The following is a 16,209-nucleotide window of genomic DNA, read 5'->3' on the forward strand; positions in this document are numbered from 1 at the left end:
GACAGGCATGAACCGCTGGGATCCCCACCAGTACCAACGCTTCGGCCGTGAACGCGCGCAGCCCTTCTTCGACCTCGTCGGCCGCATCCCTGACGACCGACAGGTCCACACCGCAGCCGACCTGGGTTGCGGTCCCGGCACGCTGACCCGGACCTTGTGTGCGCGCTGGCCCGAGGCCACGGTCTACGGCGTCGATAATTCTCCCCACATGCTGGAAAAGGCCGGCCAGCTACCGGCCCAGCCCCGGCTGCATTTCATCCAGGCCGACCTGGCCGCCTGGCAGCCCGAGCACCGGCTCGATTGTATTGTCTCGAACGCTGCGTTGCAGTGGGTGCCCGACCACGCCCGCGTCCTCCCCCACCTCCTCAGCCTGCTTGCCCCGCACGGCGTATTGGCCGTTCAGATGCCGCGTAACTTCGATCAGCCCGCTCACCGGCTGCTGTACGAGCTGGTCCGCCAAGACCCATGGGCAACCCGGCTCGACTCAAAAGGGAATCGTGATCACAACACGATATCTCAAGGACATCACGATTCCCTTTTCTGGGAGGAGCGCCAGTTTGCAGAGAAACCGGACTGGTACGCCCAGACCCTGCGGCGGGCCGGCTTCGGGGTCGAGGTGTGGGAAACGATTTACCACCACCTGCTCGACGGCCAAGACGCGGTGCTCGAATGGATGAAGGGCACGGCGCTACGCCCCGTTCTCAGTCGGCTGCCCGAGCAGCAGCATGAGGCCTTCCTGGCCGTCTACGGACAGCGGCTCGCCGCCGCCTACCCGCCGGGTCCGCACGGCACGCCGTTTCCGTTTCGTCGCCTGTTTTTTGTTGCCCAGCGGTCGTAGCAGAGGTGTCGGCTTACGCTTCGCTAATCCGACCTACCAGGCTCTAGTCGAAGAAGGCGAGACACCGACATTCCACATTGGCGCGGGGAGGAACCGGCATCGGGCAGGTAGGGTCGCGGAACGCAGTATGGGGAACGATGGAGGCGAAGGCGGGGTCGGAGTCGTAACCGCACCAGATGAGAACCTCGTCGTTGCTCAGGTCAGGGTAGAAGTACCAGCGGTGCGCCGGGTTGAAGCGGAACATCGCCATCTCCCCCCACAGGGCCGTGTTGTCGGGACCGCCGTAGTAGGCCTTCCCCGGGACGACATCGGCGGATCGGACGGATCGCGCATCGCACAGCGCGAGGGGGACGTCCTGCGGTGCTCCTGATACCAAACGCCAGACATTGTACGCCGCGAATCGCTTGGCCAGACGAAGGTCGGCCAACTCAGGGTCCAGCTGGCCGACATGCATGGCGGCGCCGACAGACGTGAAATCGCTGTGACAAAAGGAAGCCGGCGCGAAACTCCCTTTGAGTATCACGCTGCGGTAGGCCGCGCCGAGAGTGACGACGGCCGACGCCCCGGTCAGGGCTTTGAGCAGCTGCTCCACCTCAACGAGAAATGGGGGATGCCAGGTATCCGATTCGTCAAACACTCCAATAGCAGTGGGGTGTTTCACCGCACGAAAGCCGTGGGTCTTCAGCGAGGCGCCGCCAGGAATGGTCCGGGCGCTTCGGATCTCGACCTGCTGCCAGTCATAGTGCAGGTTTTCTAATTCCGGGTAGCCGGCGTAGGAGATGGGCGCTTCTTTGGTTGGCTTGATGTAGGGTAAGGATGCTTGTGCTTGGATGGGGCTGCTCATGAGCTTCTCTCCTGGAACGAGCCAAGACGGACCAGAGCATCATATTCGCACGTGTCACCTATATCTCCGGCTCGGGGCTTCTCATAGCATGGCGCCGACAGCGAGGTCAAGACACGAGCAGGAGCGGGTACTGTCCTAATTTGAGGTTTTTCCCTCAACAGAAACAGTGGCTTACAGTTCAAAATAGGACAGCACCCAGGAGCGTCGACTCGCGCTGAGCCTCCCTCCCGAGCAAGGGTGTCGGATGACGCTTCGTTAAGCCGACTTCTCCGACTCCATGCCGTTCCGAAAATGCGGGATCACATGCGTGCCCATCAGCTCAAGCGGTAGGTTAGGTTAGAGCATTTTCAGTGATCTTCGATACGCCTGCGAGGCTTCACAAGCGGTCGGCGTCATGCTCCCGGCTTCCATGTCTGGCCCGAGGCATGTCCCACGGCCTCGCCCACACAGCCATGACTCAACATAGGGTGAAAATGCTCTAGACGAAAATGTCGGCTTACGCTACGCTAAGCCGACCTACCGACCCACCGGACTTGACGCGGAAGCGGTTCAGCCAAGCGGGGAATCCCGCCGTTTACAAAGCTGTTCCGTTGCACTCAAAGTCCAAGGTCATTCAGACCCGGATGGTCGTCGGGGCGGCGGCCCAAGGGCCATCGGAAATGACGCTCGCTTTCGGCTATCGGCAGGTCATTGATGCTGGCGATCCGACGGCGCATCAAGCCGTTTTCGTCAAATTCCCAATTTTCATTGCCGTAGGCGCGGAACCAAGTGCCGCTATCGTTGTGATACTCGTAGGCGAAGCGCACCGCGATACGATTCTCGTCAAACGTCCAGAGTTCCTTGATGAGTCGATACTCGAGTTCCTTGTTCCACTTTCTGGTCAGGAACGCCTCAATATCAGCACGCCCGCTGAGAAACTCTGCTCGGTTGCGCCATTTGCTGTCGGGGGTGTACGCAAGCGCGACTTTGGCGGGATCACGACCGTTCCACGCATCCTCGGCCATACGAACCTTTTGCCTCGCGGTCTCTTCATTAAAAGGAGGAAATGGCGGACGTTGCATCGTCAAGCTCCCTCGCTTTCCCCTCACCGACTTGGCGATCACTCGCCCGGGGCCATATCTGCACCGAAACGGTCACGTCTTTCCGGAATGGCATCTCGCTGTCCGAGGAGTCTTAGCTGTCCACAGGGTCTTGGCCGTTCCGAAAATGCGGGATCACATGCGTACCCATCAGCTCAAGCACCCGGTAGGCGTGGTAGGCTTCCATGCCCGGCCACCAGATGCGGAAAATAAAATGGTTGACGCCCAACCGGTCCCGATGGGTCTCGATCTGTTGAATCACGTCGTCTACGCTGCCCAGGATGAAACGGTCGTGGGCCAAGGCTTCAAACGGTACCCGAAACGACTCCTGGCCCGGCATGGCCTTGTCCTGACCCCAGTCGGCGTAGGCCTGATATTTGGGTTCGAGATACGGCTGAGCGACCCGCACGGCTTCGTCCCGGGTGGTGGCCAGGTGCATTTCCTTGATGATGGGAAAATCTGACGGTGGGCTGGCATCGGCCTCTCTGAGCGCTGCCTTGTAGACCTCCATCTGACGTGCGAGCGTAGACAGGGTTGCGTGCGGGTTGAGCAGCCAGGCGCAGCCCAGGCGGCCCGCCCGGGCAACCGCGCTATCGTGATTGGCCGCGATCCAGATTGGGGGGTGGGGCTTTTGGACCGGGCGGATGGTGCAGGTGCCGCCGCTCAGCGAGAAGTGCTGGCCGGCAAAGCTCACCTCGTCTTCGGTCCACAACCGACGAATCAGCTCCAAGGCTTCGAGAAAGCGGCCGGTACGATCTCGCCGGGTGGTATTGAACGCCTCATACTCAATGTCCCGGTAGCCCAGCCCCAGCCCGAACACCAGCCTGCCGTCGCTGATGACATCCAGCGAGGCCACGTCTTCGGCCAGCCCGACCGGGCTGTACAGCGGCAGCAGCACAATCGACAGGATGAGGTCCATCGAACCGCTGTCGGCCGCCAGCCGCGCCAGCAGCGGAATGCTCTGCAGGTTCTGGTACGGCGGCGACAGAAAGTGCTGGCCGCAGGCAATCGAGTCAAAGCCGGCATCCCGCGCCAGACGGGTGAGTTGGAGCGTTTCGCGGAACCGTTTGGTCGAGGAATCGGTCCGCGGGTGCTGGGGCATGACCATAATGCCGAACTTCATCGCTACGTCCCCTGTGTATCGCTTATTCCTGATACAGCGTGATCTCTAAATCCGCATACGCCTCGTGGCGCAGCGGCAACACAGCCTGGTAGTCGGGGTCGGCATACCAGGCGTCAACCGCAGCTTTATCCGGAAAACGGATTACGATACCGACCTGATACTCTTTTGCACCGTGCAGCTTGCCGAGGCCGCCGCCTCTCGCCAGGACTTCGCCGCCATGCTTGGCGACAACCGTCCGGGCCGTCTGTTGGTATTGTTTCAGCGCCTCAGCCTTCGTCGGATCGGGATTGCCTTGAACCAGAACCATGACACTCATGAGCGTACTCCTTTCGGGGACTCTTGTAGCCGCCGGGTCACGGCTTGTCCAGGCGACGCGTGGCAGACCCACCTCATTCAAGCGCGAAAGCGACCAGCGCATCGCCCAGGTTGCCGGGCAGGTCGACCCGCCCGTACCCGCCCGCAGCAATGACGACGTACTGTTTGCCGCCGGTGCGAGACCGATACGTCATGGGAGTGGCCTGCCCGCCGGCCGGCAGACCGGCCCGCCAGACTTCCTCGCCCGTCTCCAGATCAAAGGCCCGCAGAGAGTTGTCAAACGTCGCGCCAATAAAAATCAGACCGCTGCCGATAACGAGCGGACCGCCGGCGTTGGGTAGCCCCTCCAACGCAAGAGGGCCGAGCCGAGCAATACCGAGCGGCTCCTGCCAGCGCAGCTCACCGCTGACCAGATCGACTGCGGCAAGGCTGCCCCACGGCGGGGGGTTGCACGGCAGACCCAGCGGGGACAGGGGCATTTCGCGGTGCAGCCCATACGGCATACCGCGCTGTGGCGCAATCTCGACACCGGGGTGGGCGGCGCGTTCGCGTTCATAGTCCTCAGCCGCAAACAGCCGCACTATCCAGGGCAGGTCTTGGGTATTGGCAATCAGCAGCTGCCGCTCCGGGTCGAAGGCAACGCTGCCCCAGTTTGACCCCCCGGCGTTACCCGGATACATCAGCGTGCCCTCCCGGCTTGGCGGGGTGTACATGCCTTCCCAGCGCAGGGCCTTCAGCTTGTCTCGACACACGACCCGGTCCAACCGGGTCAAGCCCCAGGCCTGCTCGGGCCGCAGGTCCAAGCCCGCCAGCGGCGGCGGCTTGAGCGGAAAGGGCTGGGTGGGCGAGAGGCGCTCGCCCGGCACCCGACCCTGGGGGACCGGTCTCTCCTCGATCTCGAACAGGGGACGGCCGGTCTCACGATGGAGAACAAACACGAAACCCATTTTTGTGGTCTGGACCAGTGCGGGAACGGCTTGGTCGCCACGTCTCAGGCTGACCAGAGCGGGTTGAGCCGGAACGTCAAAATCCCACAGGTCGCGGTGCACGGTCTGGTAGTGCCAGACGACCCGCCCGGTCGAAGCCCGGAGCGCCACGACCGCACTGCCGTAGTAGTCGAGGTTCGAGTCGCCCCGGAAGTAGTCCGGCGACGGATTCCCGGTCGGCACAAAGACGAGGTCGCGCCGGGTATCAACCGACATGGGCGCCCACACGTTTGGCGTGCCCAGGGCATAGCCCACCGAACCGGTGTTGTCCGGGCTCGGTACGAAGTCGGGCGGGGCAAGATCCCAGCTCCAGCGCAGCTTCCCGGTTCGCGCATCCCAGGCCCGCACCACCCCGCTGGGCGGATTCACGCGTACATTATCGGCCACCGCTGATCCCACGATCACCAGATCGTGCACAATCGCCGGTGGCGAAGTCACCTGATACTCGCCCAGCCACCGGATATCCCCAACGCCGGGATTCAGATCGACGACGCCCGTGTCGCCAAAGTCCGCGCACGGCGTACCGGTGGCCGCGTCGAGGGCGATGAGCCGGGCGTCGTTAGTGGCGGTGAAGATACGTCGCCGGCAGGCAGCTCCGGCCGGCCGGTCTGCGTCCAGCCAGCTCGAAACCCCGCGACACACCAGCTGGTTGGCGTACTGCCCGGACAGATCGGTGTGCGGGTCGTAGGTCCAGCGCTCCTGGCCGGTTTCAGGATCGAGGGCGATCACCCGGTTGAAGGGCGTACAAAAATAGAGCGTCTGATCGACCATAATGGGGGTGGCCTGAAAGGCGCTGGTTGACGGGATGTCTCCCGTCCCGTCCGACAGGTCCCCGGTATGGTACTCCCAGGCAATCGCCAGACGGTTCACATTATCCCGGGTGATCTCGCTAAGCGGGCTATGGCGTTGCCCCCCCTCATCGCCGCCATAGGCCGACCAGGGGCTGACCGGCGCGTCGGGGCGAGGGACGAACGGAGCGGAGGCGGAGGGATCGCAGGCGCCGCAAAAGATCGCCAGGAGGAGGCCGACAACACCCCAAATCAAGCGCATATCCATGACGCCCAGAGGTGCTGTCGTCCTACTGGCGTGCCTCGGCAATATGCTGCCGCGCGGAGGCCAGCGCGTTTTTATCCACAATGTCCGCTACCGCTTCAAGCAAGGCATCGACCAGGCTGTCATCGCCCCCAACCCGGAGCAGGGCCTTGTAGTGAAACGCGATCTGGAGCGCCCCCTGGGCAATCAGCGCACCCAGCACGATGGCTTCGCGTTCGATCAGCAGCAGCCCGGCCCGACCAAAGACCCGGCCAAAGTCGTCGTAGCGCACCCATTCGGCCAGTTCGGGACTGATCTGACTGAGCCGCTTGATGAGCTGCTGGGTCTCCTCACTGCCGCCGGTCAGCCGCTCTTGCACCCGCATCCCGCGTTCGCCCCAAATGCTCGGGGCATACTCCGGCCAGGGTTCGGTCGGCTGCGGACTCTGCCCCTGCGAGCGTTGGCTGATGTAGTCGGGATACACCCGCTGAAAGCGTCCCAACGTGCTCAGGGTCCGCGGATAGCCGATGTAGGGCAGCAGGTTCAGGACCGCCTCGTACATCTGGAGCTGGCTGAGTCCGGCGTCCTTGCCCTGGCTGAAGAGCTGCTCGGCAGTGTCGAACCGTCCCGAGGCGCCGGCCGCAGATATTTTACACAGCGCAACCAGCGCGGTCTGGTTGTAGGCTGTGCTTTGGGCTTGCGCGGCCAGCGGCAACAGGCCCACAGCACAAACGAGCCCGATTGCCAGCGTCCCGCTTCCCCTCCAACCGCGCGTCATTGTTGTCCGCTTGTGCATACGCCCCCCTGTCACGAGCCGAGAATACGTCCGTCTTACTGCAAATGCCTGTGCCGTGCCAGGCGCTTGCCGGCCACCCGCGTAGAGTATGGGACCAGGCAGACATGGGCGGCCTGTTTCACGGCACGCTGGAACCTGCGCGCTCGGTCCTGGTATGCTGACAGGCGTGCGACTGATCCGCCTGCTCAAAAAAGACTTGGCCAGAGAGATCTCGACCTGGGTTGACCGGGAGCTGATCTCGGTTGACCAGGCGCAAGCGATCTGCCGGCTGTACGGCGTCGATTACACCGCGATACTCGCCCGTTCGACGTCCTACAGTCTGCTGGTCGTCCTGGGCTGTGTCTTCATTGGGCTGGCCCTGATTACGGTGATCGGAGCGAACTGGGACACGCTCCCACGGGAGCTGCGGATGGCGGGCTTACTCGCCCTGACCGTCGGCACCCACGGCCTGGCGCTGCGGCTCCACCTGTCGGACAGGACCTCGCAGGCTGCGGGCCTCTTCATCCTGGGCAACCTGTTCTACGGCGCATCCATCATCCTGATCGCGCAGATCTATCATCTGGGCGAGCATATGCCCGACGGGGTGTTCTGGTGGGCGCTCGGCGGTCTGCCGCTCGGCGTCGTGCTGTGTCATGCCTGGCTCACGCTGCTGAGCGCCTGGCTGGCCCTGGTGTGGTTTTTCATGGAATACGCGCTGGGCTTCTTCGGCGCGTCGTTTCCGCTGTTTCTGGCGGCGCAGCTGTACGTCCTGGTCAGGGGCCGACCGAGCATCACCCTGTTTCTGACCGCTGTCGTCAGTCTCTTCTTCTGGATTGAAGCCGCGTTGTCTGTCCTGTGGGCAGACAGCTCTGGACGATTGGAGCCGGCGGCCGAGCACCTCTTCGTCGGCGTGGCGCTGTTCATTCTTGCCCACGCCGCCAGCCATTGCTTGCAGGCCAGAGACGAGGCCAAGGCCAAGGACTATGGTGCGGTGCTGTCGCTGTGGACCCTGCGCTTGGGTCTCCTCAGCCTGCTCGTGCTGAGCTTTGAGGCGCCCTGGGCCGGTCTGATTGAGGCCGACTGGAACAACCTGGGGTCGATGTGGGTCATGGTCGGTGCCTTGCTGGCAGGCGCCGTGTGGCTTGGGACCAAGACCGCACGGCTGCCCTCGCTCCTCACCCTGAGCCTGCTGAGCGCTGCCGCCATGCTCGCAGTGATCCTGATCGAGGATGCGGATGATGCGGTGTATCTCCAGATCCTCGATAATATCGCCCTTGTCGGGGCGGGCACCTGGCTGATCGTTCAGGGCACGCTGCGCGGCGTCTCGCACTACTTCTCGCTGGGTGTCGGCGCAATTCTTCTGACCGCCTTCCTGCGCTATGTGGACTTGATCGGCGACTACATCGGCGCCGCGCTGCTGTTCCTGGTGCTGGCCCTGCTGCTGGGAGCGGCGCGGTATTGGAAAGTGCGGCAGACACAGGCAGGCCCAGCATGACGCGCCGACACATCGCGCTCGCGCTGTGCGCCACCATCGCCTTGCAGTTTTTCGTCCTGCTCGGCATGGTCGTCAACGCCGCCATCCCCCTGTGGACCGGCAGGGAAATCCACGTCAGAACGATTCCGGTTGATCCCCGTTCGCTGTTTCGCGGCAACTACGCCCGCCTGAGCTACGGGTTCACCACGCTGCCCGAGGACGCGCTGGGCGAGCCGATAACACGTCCCCGCGTCGGCGAGGTCTTGTACGTGAGCCTCCAACAGGACGAAGAGCATGTGTACGATTTTGCCGGGGCGTCTGTCGACCGGCCGGCGGACGGCGTCTTTCTGCGCGGCCGGATTACCCATAATACTCCACCGTATCGCGTCGCGTATGGGATCGAAGCGTTCTTTGCCCCGAAAGACAAAGCGGTGCAACTGGAGGACGATCTTCGTAGTGGCGGCCTTGCCGTTGTGATGGTATCCGAGACTGGCAAGGCGGCGCTCAAGGAGGTCATTCCGCCTCCGGCTCAGGACTGAGGCGAGCCGCAGCAGGCGAGCAAGAAAGAAGGCTGTGTATGAAACGTGTTGGTATTGATGTCGGCGGAACCTTCACCGACCTGATTTATGTGGACGAAGACCAGGGTCAGGTGGTGATCCATAAGCTGCCCAGCACCCCGGCCGACCCGGCTGAGGCCACCCTGCTGGGGCTGGACGCCGTGTGCGAGCGGGCCGGGGTTGAGCCGGCTGGCCTTGACCACCTGTTTCACGGCACGACGGTCGCCACCAATATCGTGCTGGAACACAACGGCGCCAAGGTCGGCATGCTGACGACCAGGGGCTACCGCGATATTCTGCACATCGCCCGCCATAAACGCCCCCTGTCCTTCAGCCTGTACCAGGACGTGCCGTGGCAGCAGCACCCCCTGGTGCGGCGACGCTATCGGCGTCCGATCAGCGAGCGGGTCATTGCCCCGGACGGCGAGGTGCTCGCCCCGCTCAACGAGGACGAGGTGCGTGAGGCGGTGCGGATGATGAAGGCCGAGGGGGTCGAAGCGGTCGCCATCTGTTTTCTGTTTTCGTTTCTGAACCCGGACCACGAGCAGCGCGCCAAGGCCATTGTCCAGGAGGAGTTTCCCGACGCCTATTTGTCCGTGCGGCACGAGGTGCTGCCCCAGTACCGCGAGTACGAGGGCTTCAGCACGGTGTGTTTGAACGCCTCAATCGGTCCCAAGGTCAGCCAGTACATCGAGCGCCTCAACCGCGCGGTGAGCGCCAAAGGCCTGCGCGGCGGCCTGCACCTGATGACCTCGGTGGGCGGCGTAGCCACGCCCCAGGGAGCGATGCAACGGCCGGTCAACCTGCTGATGTCGGGACCCGTGGCCGGCCTGATCGGCGGGATTTGGACCGGCAAAACGGCCGGTTCGCCGAGCGTCATCACCCTCGATGTGGGCGGCACCTCGGCCGATATCGGCGTGGCAGCAAACGGCCAGACGCGCATGAAGCACCTGCTCGACACCCAGGTCGGGGGCTATCACGCCATGATCCCGATGGTCGAAATTGACGCTATCGGAGCCGGGGGCGGCAGCCTGGCCTATATTGACGCGGGCGGCATGTTCCGGGTCGGGCCAAAAAGCGCGGGCGCCGAACCCGGTCCGGCGTGTTACGGTCGGGGCGGCGATCAACCGACCGCCACCGACGCCCTGGTCGTGCTCGGTCGGCTGCGGCCCGAGAGCTTTCTGGGTGGCCGGGTCCCGCTCCACAAACGGCTGGCCGAGGACGCCATTGAGCGCCAGCTGTGCCGCCCTCTGGGTACAGACCTGGAACAGGCCGCGCTGGGCGTGGCGCGGATTCTGACCCACGGCATGGTCGAGGGCATTGAGATCAGCAGCGTACGCAAAGGCTACGACCCGCGCGATTTTGCGCTGGTGGCGGCGGGCGGCGCCGGGCCGCTGTTTGCCTGTGATATCGCCCAGGAACTGGGTATTCCGCAGATCCTGGTGCCGCGCTATCCGGGCATTACCTCGGCCCTGGGTCTGCTGGCCACCGACATCGTGTACGAGTTCGTCAGCACCGAGATGCAGCTGTTCTCCAGCCTGGACCGCGACAGGCTGGGCGCAGACTTTGCCAGCCTGGAGCGACAGGCGACCGAGCGCTTGCAGGCCGACCGGCTCGACCCCGCACACAGCCTGCTGCGGCGCATTGCCGACTGCCGCTATATCGGTCAGGGCTATGAGCTGCGGGTCGAGCTACCGGCCGGACCAATTGACCAGGCCTGGCAGGAGCGAGCCGCAGAGGCGTTTCATCAGGCCCACGAGCGCGAATATGTGCGCCGCTTCCCGGACAGTGACATCCAGATTGTGAACATCCGGGTTCAGGGCGTGGGGCTGATGCCCGAGCTGCGGCTCACACAGCTGCCGGCCGGAGACGCCTCGCCCGCAGACGCGCTGACCGCCAGCCACGAGGTGGTGTTCAGCCAGGACGGCAAGCCGACACGGCTGGCCAGCGCATTTTACCGACGAGACCTGCTCAAGGCCGGTAACCGCATCAGCGGCCCGGCCATCATAGAACAGCTCGACAGTACGGTCGTCATCAATCCCGGCCTGACCGCCGAGGTTGATCGGTACGGGACGATTCTGATTGAGTGTCGATAAGGAGACAGGCGTATGTCACAGACAGACAGTAGCGGTAGCCACGGCTCGGCTCGGACGATCGATCCCATTACCCTGCGCGTCCTCAACGGCGCGTTCACGGCTGCGGCCAAGGAGATGGCCCACGTCCTGTACCGGATGTCGTACTCCAGCATCATCCGCGAGTCCGAAGACCTCGGCGCCGGGCTGTACGACGCCGAGGGCGACGAGATCTGCGAGAGCGACACCTCGCCCATGCACGTCGGCTCGCTGCCGGCCTATATCCGGGGCTTTCTCAAACGCCTGGACGGCAAGATCAACGACGGCGATGTGATCCTGCACAACCATCCCTACCACGGCTCGACCCACACGCCCGACCTGGCCGTGGCCGTGCCGGTGTTCTGGGACGGCCGCCTGATCGGTTTTGCTGCGGTCACGGCCCACCTGCTCGACATGGGCGGCGCGGCGCCGGGCCTGAACGTGGATGTGGTTGACGTGTGGGCCGAGTCGCGGCTGTTCAACGGCATCAAGCTGTACAACGCCGGGGTCAAAAACGAGGATCTGTGGCAGTTCTTCCTGGATAATGTCCGCACCCCGGAGATGAATACCGGCGATATCGAGTCGATGATTGCGGCCTGTCAGCTGGGGCGCGAGCGTTTCCTCAGCCTGGTCGAGAAGTACGGCGTGGAGACGGTGCTGGATACCGCCCATGAGCTGATGGACTACTCGGAGCGCATGCTGCGCAGCGAGATCGAAAAAATCCCCGACGGCGAGTACACCGCCCCGACCCAGTATCTGGACGACGATGGGCGTAACCGTGACCAACCGCTGGCCGTGTGCGTCAGCGTCAAGGTCGAGGGCAGCGAGCTGACGATTGACCTGACTGGCTCCAGCCCGGAAGTGCCGACCGGCTATAACGTGCCGTATGAGGGCAGCACCCTGGTCGCCTCGTATGTCATTGTGCGCAGCATCCTGCTCGACGAGGCCACGTTTCCGGATGCCGTGCCCCAGAACGAGGGCATCTTTCGGCCGATCAAGGTCATTGCGCCGGAGGGCACAATCTTTAATCCGCGCTTTCCACGCGCCTGCTTCAGCCGCTTCAACCAGGTCCAGTATCTGGCCGACGGGGTGAACCTGGCGCTGGCCCAGGCCGTGCCGGACAAGGTGTGTGCCGGCAATGCGGCCCACGTCCATTTTCTGAGCTACAGCGGATTTCAGGAAGACAAAGGCCAATACTGGGTCTATCTGGAGGTCAACGAGGGCAACTGGGGCGGCCGACACGGCAAGGACGGCCTCGACTCGATTGCCTGCCTGATTGAAAACACCCGCAATAATCCGGTCGAAGAGCTTGACCTGCGCTTTCCCATGCGCAACGAGCGCTATGAATTGCGAGAAGAGCCGATCGCGCCGGGCAAGTGGCGCGGCGGAGTCGGGATTGTCCGGGAAAATCGCTTTCTGGTGCCCGGCTATCTGTCCTCGGAGGCCGAGCGGCATTTCGATCCGCCCAAAGGCATCTTCAAGGGCCAGGACGGCTGTCGGGCGTCCATGATCAAGAACCCCGGGGTCGAGGGCGAACAGCGTCTGCACAGCAAAGTCACCGGCTATCCGATGCAGGCTGACGAGTTGCTACAGATCAAGACGGCCAACAGCGGCAGCTACGGCGATCCGTTTGAGCGCGACCCGGAGCGGGTGCTGGACGACGTGCTGGACGATTTCATCACCCTTGCCATGGCCGAAAAAGACTACGGCGTGGTGATCGATCCAACGACGATGCGGATCGACGCCCAGGCGACCGCGCGGCGCAGGGCGCAGCGGTCGTGAGTCTTGCCCAGCTTCCAGGTTCCGCGCCACAGAACACAGATAGTGATAGGCGTACCTCGGAGGCCCGCACGTTTTCTTTGACGCGGAATGACACGGGTCGGTCCCAGACGATTCGGCTTCTTCCTGCTTGGAGGGTTGTGCCTGATGTCGGGGCCGGTATGGGCTCAGGAAGCTGACGCGCTGGGGACCGTCTCCGTGGGAAGCGGACACGGGGTGTATACCTGGAATCCTTTTCCAGACAGCGAACCGGGGGCATTTCGTGGTATCGCCGAAAGCGCAGACAACGTCCTGGGGCCTGCGACCTGCACCTCTGCATATTCGTATCGGTTCGTTGGAGATGCCGAGCCACCGGCCGCCGTCCCAGAGGGCCTGTGTGACCCGGCCTCGGCAAATGTCTGGTCCGTCTCGGTTGAGGACAGCGACATACAATGCAGGCTGGACAACACCGGGCAGCGTTTCAGCATGACTTTCGACGACTTCGTGCTGTGCGTTCCGCTCTCCTGCTATGGAGAGTATGATCCGGCTCTTGGTTTTCCACCTGTCCAGGCGGGGTGCGTTGGAGCCGTCATTGCCACGTTTACAGCGACGGAGCAAAACGGGGCTTTTGAGACAACAACACACACAGTCGAGCACGTGAACTACGATCAGGTGGAGTGGGACGCGGAGCGCAGTCTAGTCGTGGCTCACGTCAGCAGCACGGCGGCTGGAACGATAACGGCGGCCACCTTCAGCGCCCCGGAAGCAGACCGACCCGCCCGTGATGTTGCGCTGGAAGTACCGGCGCAGGGTTCGACGGTGAGCGGCATCGGCCTGATCTCAGGCTGGTCGTGCCTGGAGGGGAACCTTGAGGCCGAGATCAGCGACGCGAATGGGGTCATTACCAGCGTTCCCCTTCCGCATGGCGGCTCGCGAGCGGATACCGAATCCGCCTGTGGCGATAGCCTCAACGGTTTCGGTGCACCCATGAATTGGACCCTTCTCGGCTCGGGCGAGAAAACCATCCGCCTCATGCAAAACGGCGAAGCGGTGGCTTCCCGGGACTTCTCTGTTGTGGCCTTCGAGACGGAGTTCGTGAGCGGGGCGAGCGGCATGTGCCGCGTCGATGATTTTCCGAGTGCGGGCCACAGCGTTACGGTCGAGTGGGACGAGCCTCAACAGAGTTTCGTGGTCACCGAGATACGCTAATACCAGATCTCCATCCGCAGGCCCTTGGCATCGAGCGGCGGCTGGGCCGGAAGCCGCTGGGCCGCGCCGGCGGCAATCCGCCCGGCCAGCCAGGCCAGGACACACGCGTCCAGACAATCGTCGAGCCCGACCTGCACACGCCGGTAGCGGGTCGTGACCGTGTCGAGCAGATTTCGAACAGCCCGAAATGAGGCCAGCCGTTCGAGTGCCCGCAGGCGTTCCTCACGTCCGACCGGGGTCTTTTTACTGTGCCGCATCACCACCCCGTCCAGCGACCGAAAGGCCAACTCGGGGTGGGCTTCGTACACCCGCCCTTGCAGCTCGGGGGTCATCAGCCGGTCCACTTCCCGGATTTTGGCCATGATGCCAAATGCCTGGATGCTCAGCCCGTGGCCACGGACCTGGTCATAGCGGGTCGCTCCGAGCAAACTGCGGACCGGCGGACTGAACACGCTGCTGGCCCGGCCGGGCAGCCGGCGGCGCGCCAGGCGGTCGCATTCCCGCCCACCGACCTGGCGCCGGTCCAGCAGACCAATCGGGATATCAATGGCGATGAGGTTCGGCCTGGGGTGGAGGGCAAGGACGGCGCCAAAGTCGGGGCACAGCCGGACGACGGGTTCCTGCGTCTGGGGACTAAGACACACCACCAACCACCCGGCCGGACAGCCATCCACGCCAGCCGTCCACATACTCTTCCGGTGCTCCGATCAAAAGATGCGGATCAGGACTGGTCCGAGCTGGCCCGAAACGGCTCAAGGTCGGCAAAATTGCCGCTCCGCAGAAGGTCTACCACCCAACGGTGACCCTCTTCGGCTTCCTGCTGCTGGTGCCACTGGAGGCCGTACACGGCCTGGGCCTCGTCAGCTACGTCCTGGCCTTCCAACGGGTACACCGCAGTGCCAAAGCGCGCGCCGTGTTTGGCCCGCCGCAGGATATAGGGCGGAAATTGCTGGGTCGAAACCACGAACGGGTGCGGATGCGCTTCAACCTGATCCTCCCAGCCGGTGGGTCGCCACATGGGACTGAAGCCGTAGTACCAGCCCCAGGCTGCGCTGACGGCGAGCAGGCCCAGGCTGCCGACGACCATCGGCAGGCCATACGGAGAATGGTAGACCCAGGCCAGACCGCCAAAAAAAAGGCCGGCCAAGCCGGTCACCACCCCAGCGTGGGTCATAATCGTAATGCTCCTCACCCGTCTCTCCTTTTTCTGCGGGCTGAAGCGTCTTTATAGTCCGCCGCCCCACGCCCCTGCAATCGCGTCTATCCAGTGTCTGAGCTGTTCTTGCTTTTCCGAAAAAAGTCAGATAGGGGCGTGATCCCAGAGACCTGCCCAAATCACACGCGGCTGGGCAGATGGGGGAAGGACTGCGGAAGAGAGGGACGCGATGCAGCGAGGAGTGAGATTCTGGATACTGTGGGTGTTCGCTATCGTCGGGATAAGCGCGTGCAGCATGCCAGCAAAAAAGCGGGACGGGATGGTCCTCGGCGCGCTCGCCGGAGCCCTGGCCGGCGGAGGGATAGGCGCCGGAATCGGACCCGAGGCGAGTGACAATGAGGGCGATGGACGGGGGGCGGGGATCGCCATTGGCGCGGCTGTCGGGACCGTCCTTGGCGGGATGATCGGCTATGCGCTGGCTCAAGAGGAGCCCCCGCCACCACCCCCACCACCTCCGCCGCCCCCACCGCCCCCCCCGCCACCTCCACCGCCACCCCCGCCCCCACCGCCGGAACCGGACCCGTGTGAAGGACTGGTCCTGCCGGGCGTCATGTTTGACTTCGATGAGTCGGACATCCGGCCTGACTTCGAGCCGGTGCTCGATACAGTCGCCGCCCGGCTCACCGAGTGTCCCGATGTCCACATCACGGTCGAGGGGCATACCGACTCGCGGGGCTCCGAGGCGTATAACCAAACCCTGTCCGAGCGACGGGCTGCGGCGGTTGCCGGCTATCTGGAAGCCCAGGGAGTCGCGGCCGCGCGGCTTGACTCGGTCGGCATGGGCGAGGGAGTTCCCATTGAACCGAACCAGAACCCGGACGGCAGCGATAACCCGGACGGACGGGCCATGAACCGACGGGTCGTCCTGACGCCCCGATAAAGGAGACAGGCT

15 protein-coding genes are annotated in these 16,209 nt (G+C 63.7%); 7 read left to right on the forward strand and 8 right to left on the reverse strand.

The annotated features are described in order from the left end of the window. The first annotated feature begins 7 nt into the window (after positions 1-7). Positions 8-838 carry a methyltransferase domain-containing protein gene (locus J4F42_07825; protein ID MCE2485406.1) on the forward strand — a complete coding sequence of 277 codons (831 nt, stop codon included), beginning with the start codon at positions 8-10 and terminating at the stop codon, positions 836-838. A 43-nt stretch (positions 839-881) separates the two neighbouring features. Here the strand turns inward: J4F42_07825 and J4F42_07830 are convergent, their stop codons facing one another. From J4F42_07830 to J4F42_07855, 6 genes are all read right to left on the reverse strand, one after another. Further along, entirely contained in the window at positions 882-1,682 is an 801-nt protein-coding gene (locus J4F42_07830) for a hypothetical protein (GenBank protein ID MCE2485407.1), read from the reverse strand. 596 nt (positions 1,683-2,278) lie between these two features. Further along, the gene (locus tag J4F42_07835; GenBank protein MCE2485408.1) at positions 2,279-2,686 is read right to left on the reverse strand and encodes a nuclear transport factor 2 family protein; all 408 of its coding nucleotides are present in this window, start codon (positions 2,684-2,686) and stop codon (positions 2,279-2,281) included. Between the two features lie 169 nt (positions 2,687-2,855). Then, on the reverse strand, positions 2,856-3,884 hold the full coding sequence (locus J4F42_07840; protein ID MCE2485409.1) for an LLM class flavin-dependent oxidoreductase: 1,029 nt from the start codon (positions 3,882-3,884) through the stop codon (positions 2,856-2,858). Positions 3,885-3,906: 22 nt separating this feature from the next. Beyond that, positions 3,907-4,200: a DUF1330 domain-containing protein gene (locus J4F42_07845; GenBank protein MCE2485410.1), complete on the reverse strand. Its 294-nt coding sequence runs from the start codon at positions 4,198-4,200 to the stop codon at positions 3,907-3,909. A gap of 73 nt (positions 4,201-4,273) precedes the next feature. Beyond that, positions 4,274-6,235 (reverse strand): pyrroloquinoline quinone-dependent dehydrogenase, encoded by a 1,962-nt coding sequence (locus J4F42_07850; protein MCE2485411.1) that lies wholly within the window; start codon positions 6,233-6,235, stop codon positions 4,274-4,276. A gap of 28 nt (positions 6,236-6,263) precedes the next feature. After that, a complete protein-coding gene (locus tag J4F42_07855) occupies positions 6,264-7,013 on the reverse strand; it encodes a carboxymuconolactone decarboxylase family protein (protein ID MCE2485412.1) in 750 nt (249 codons plus the stop codon). Positions 7,014-7,179: 166 nt separating this feature from the next. Here J4F42_07855 and J4F42_07860 point away from each other — a divergent pair, with 166 nt between their 5' ends. The 5 genes from J4F42_07860 (at position 7,180) to J4F42_07880 (ending at position 14,101) form a co-directional block, all read left to right on the forward strand. Then, the gene (locus J4F42_07860) at positions 7,180-8,487 is read left to right on the forward strand and encodes a DUF2157 domain-containing protein (GenBank protein ID MCE2485413.1); all 1,308 of its coding nucleotides are present in this window, start codon (positions 7,180-7,182) and stop codon (positions 8,485-8,487) included. Then, positions 8,484-9,005: a GDYXXLXY domain-containing protein gene (locus tag J4F42_07865; GenBank protein MCE2485414.1), complete on the forward strand. Its 522-nt coding sequence runs from the start codon at positions 8,484-8,486 to the stop codon at positions 9,003-9,005. The genes J4F42_07860 and J4F42_07865 overlap by 4 nt, the downstream gene beginning before the upstream one ends. A 38-nt stretch (positions 9,006-9,043) precedes the next feature. Further along, positions 9,044-11,119 (forward strand): hydantoinase/oxoprolinase family protein, encoded by a 2,076-nt coding sequence (locus J4F42_07870; GenBank protein MCE2485415.1) that lies wholly within the window; start codon positions 9,044-9,046, stop codon positions 11,117-11,119. Between the two features lie 12 nt (positions 11,120-11,131). Further along, complete coding sequence (locus J4F42_07875; protein MCE2485416.1) at positions 11,132-12,916, forward strand: hydantoinase B/oxoprolinase family protein; 1,785 nt, start codon at positions 11,132-11,134, stop codon at positions 12,914-12,916. Between the two features lie 462 nt (positions 12,917-13,378). After that, positions 13,379-14,101, forward strand: a complete 723-nt coding sequence (locus J4F42_07880) for a hypothetical protein (protein MCE2485417.1) — start codon at positions 13,379-13,381, stop codon at positions 14,099-14,101. On the opposite strand, the gene J4F42_07885 is transcribed toward J4F42_07880, so the two are convergent. Both J4F42_07885 and J4F42_07890 read right to left on the reverse strand, forming a co-directional pair. Continuing rightward, positions 14,098-14,790: a DUF429 domain-containing protein gene (locus J4F42_07885; GenBank protein ID MCE2485418.1), complete on the reverse strand. Its 693-nt coding sequence runs from the start codon at positions 14,788-14,790 to the stop codon at positions 14,098-14,100. The two genes, J4F42_07880 and J4F42_07885, sit on opposite strands and share 4 nt — an antisense overlap. A gap of 32 nt (positions 14,791-14,822) precedes the next feature. Beyond that, a complete protein-coding gene (locus tag J4F42_07890) occupies positions 14,823-15,293 on the reverse strand; it encodes a hypothetical protein (protein ID MCE2485419.1) in 471 nt (156 codons plus the stop codon). Between the two features lie 259 nt (positions 15,294-15,552). Here J4F42_07890 and J4F42_07895 point away from each other — a divergent pair, with 259 nt between their 5' ends. Next, on the forward strand, positions 15,553-16,197 hold the full coding sequence (locus J4F42_07895; GenBank protein ID MCE2485420.1) for an OmpA family protein: 645 nt from the start codon (positions 15,553-15,555) through the stop codon (positions 16,195-16,197). The last annotated feature ends 12 nt before the right edge of the window (positions 16,198-16,209 follow it).

The organism is Desulfurellaceae bacterium, assembly GCA_021296095.1.
Taxonomy (GTDB): domain Bacteria; phylum Desulfobacterota; class Binatia; order Bin18; family Bin18; genus JAAXHF01.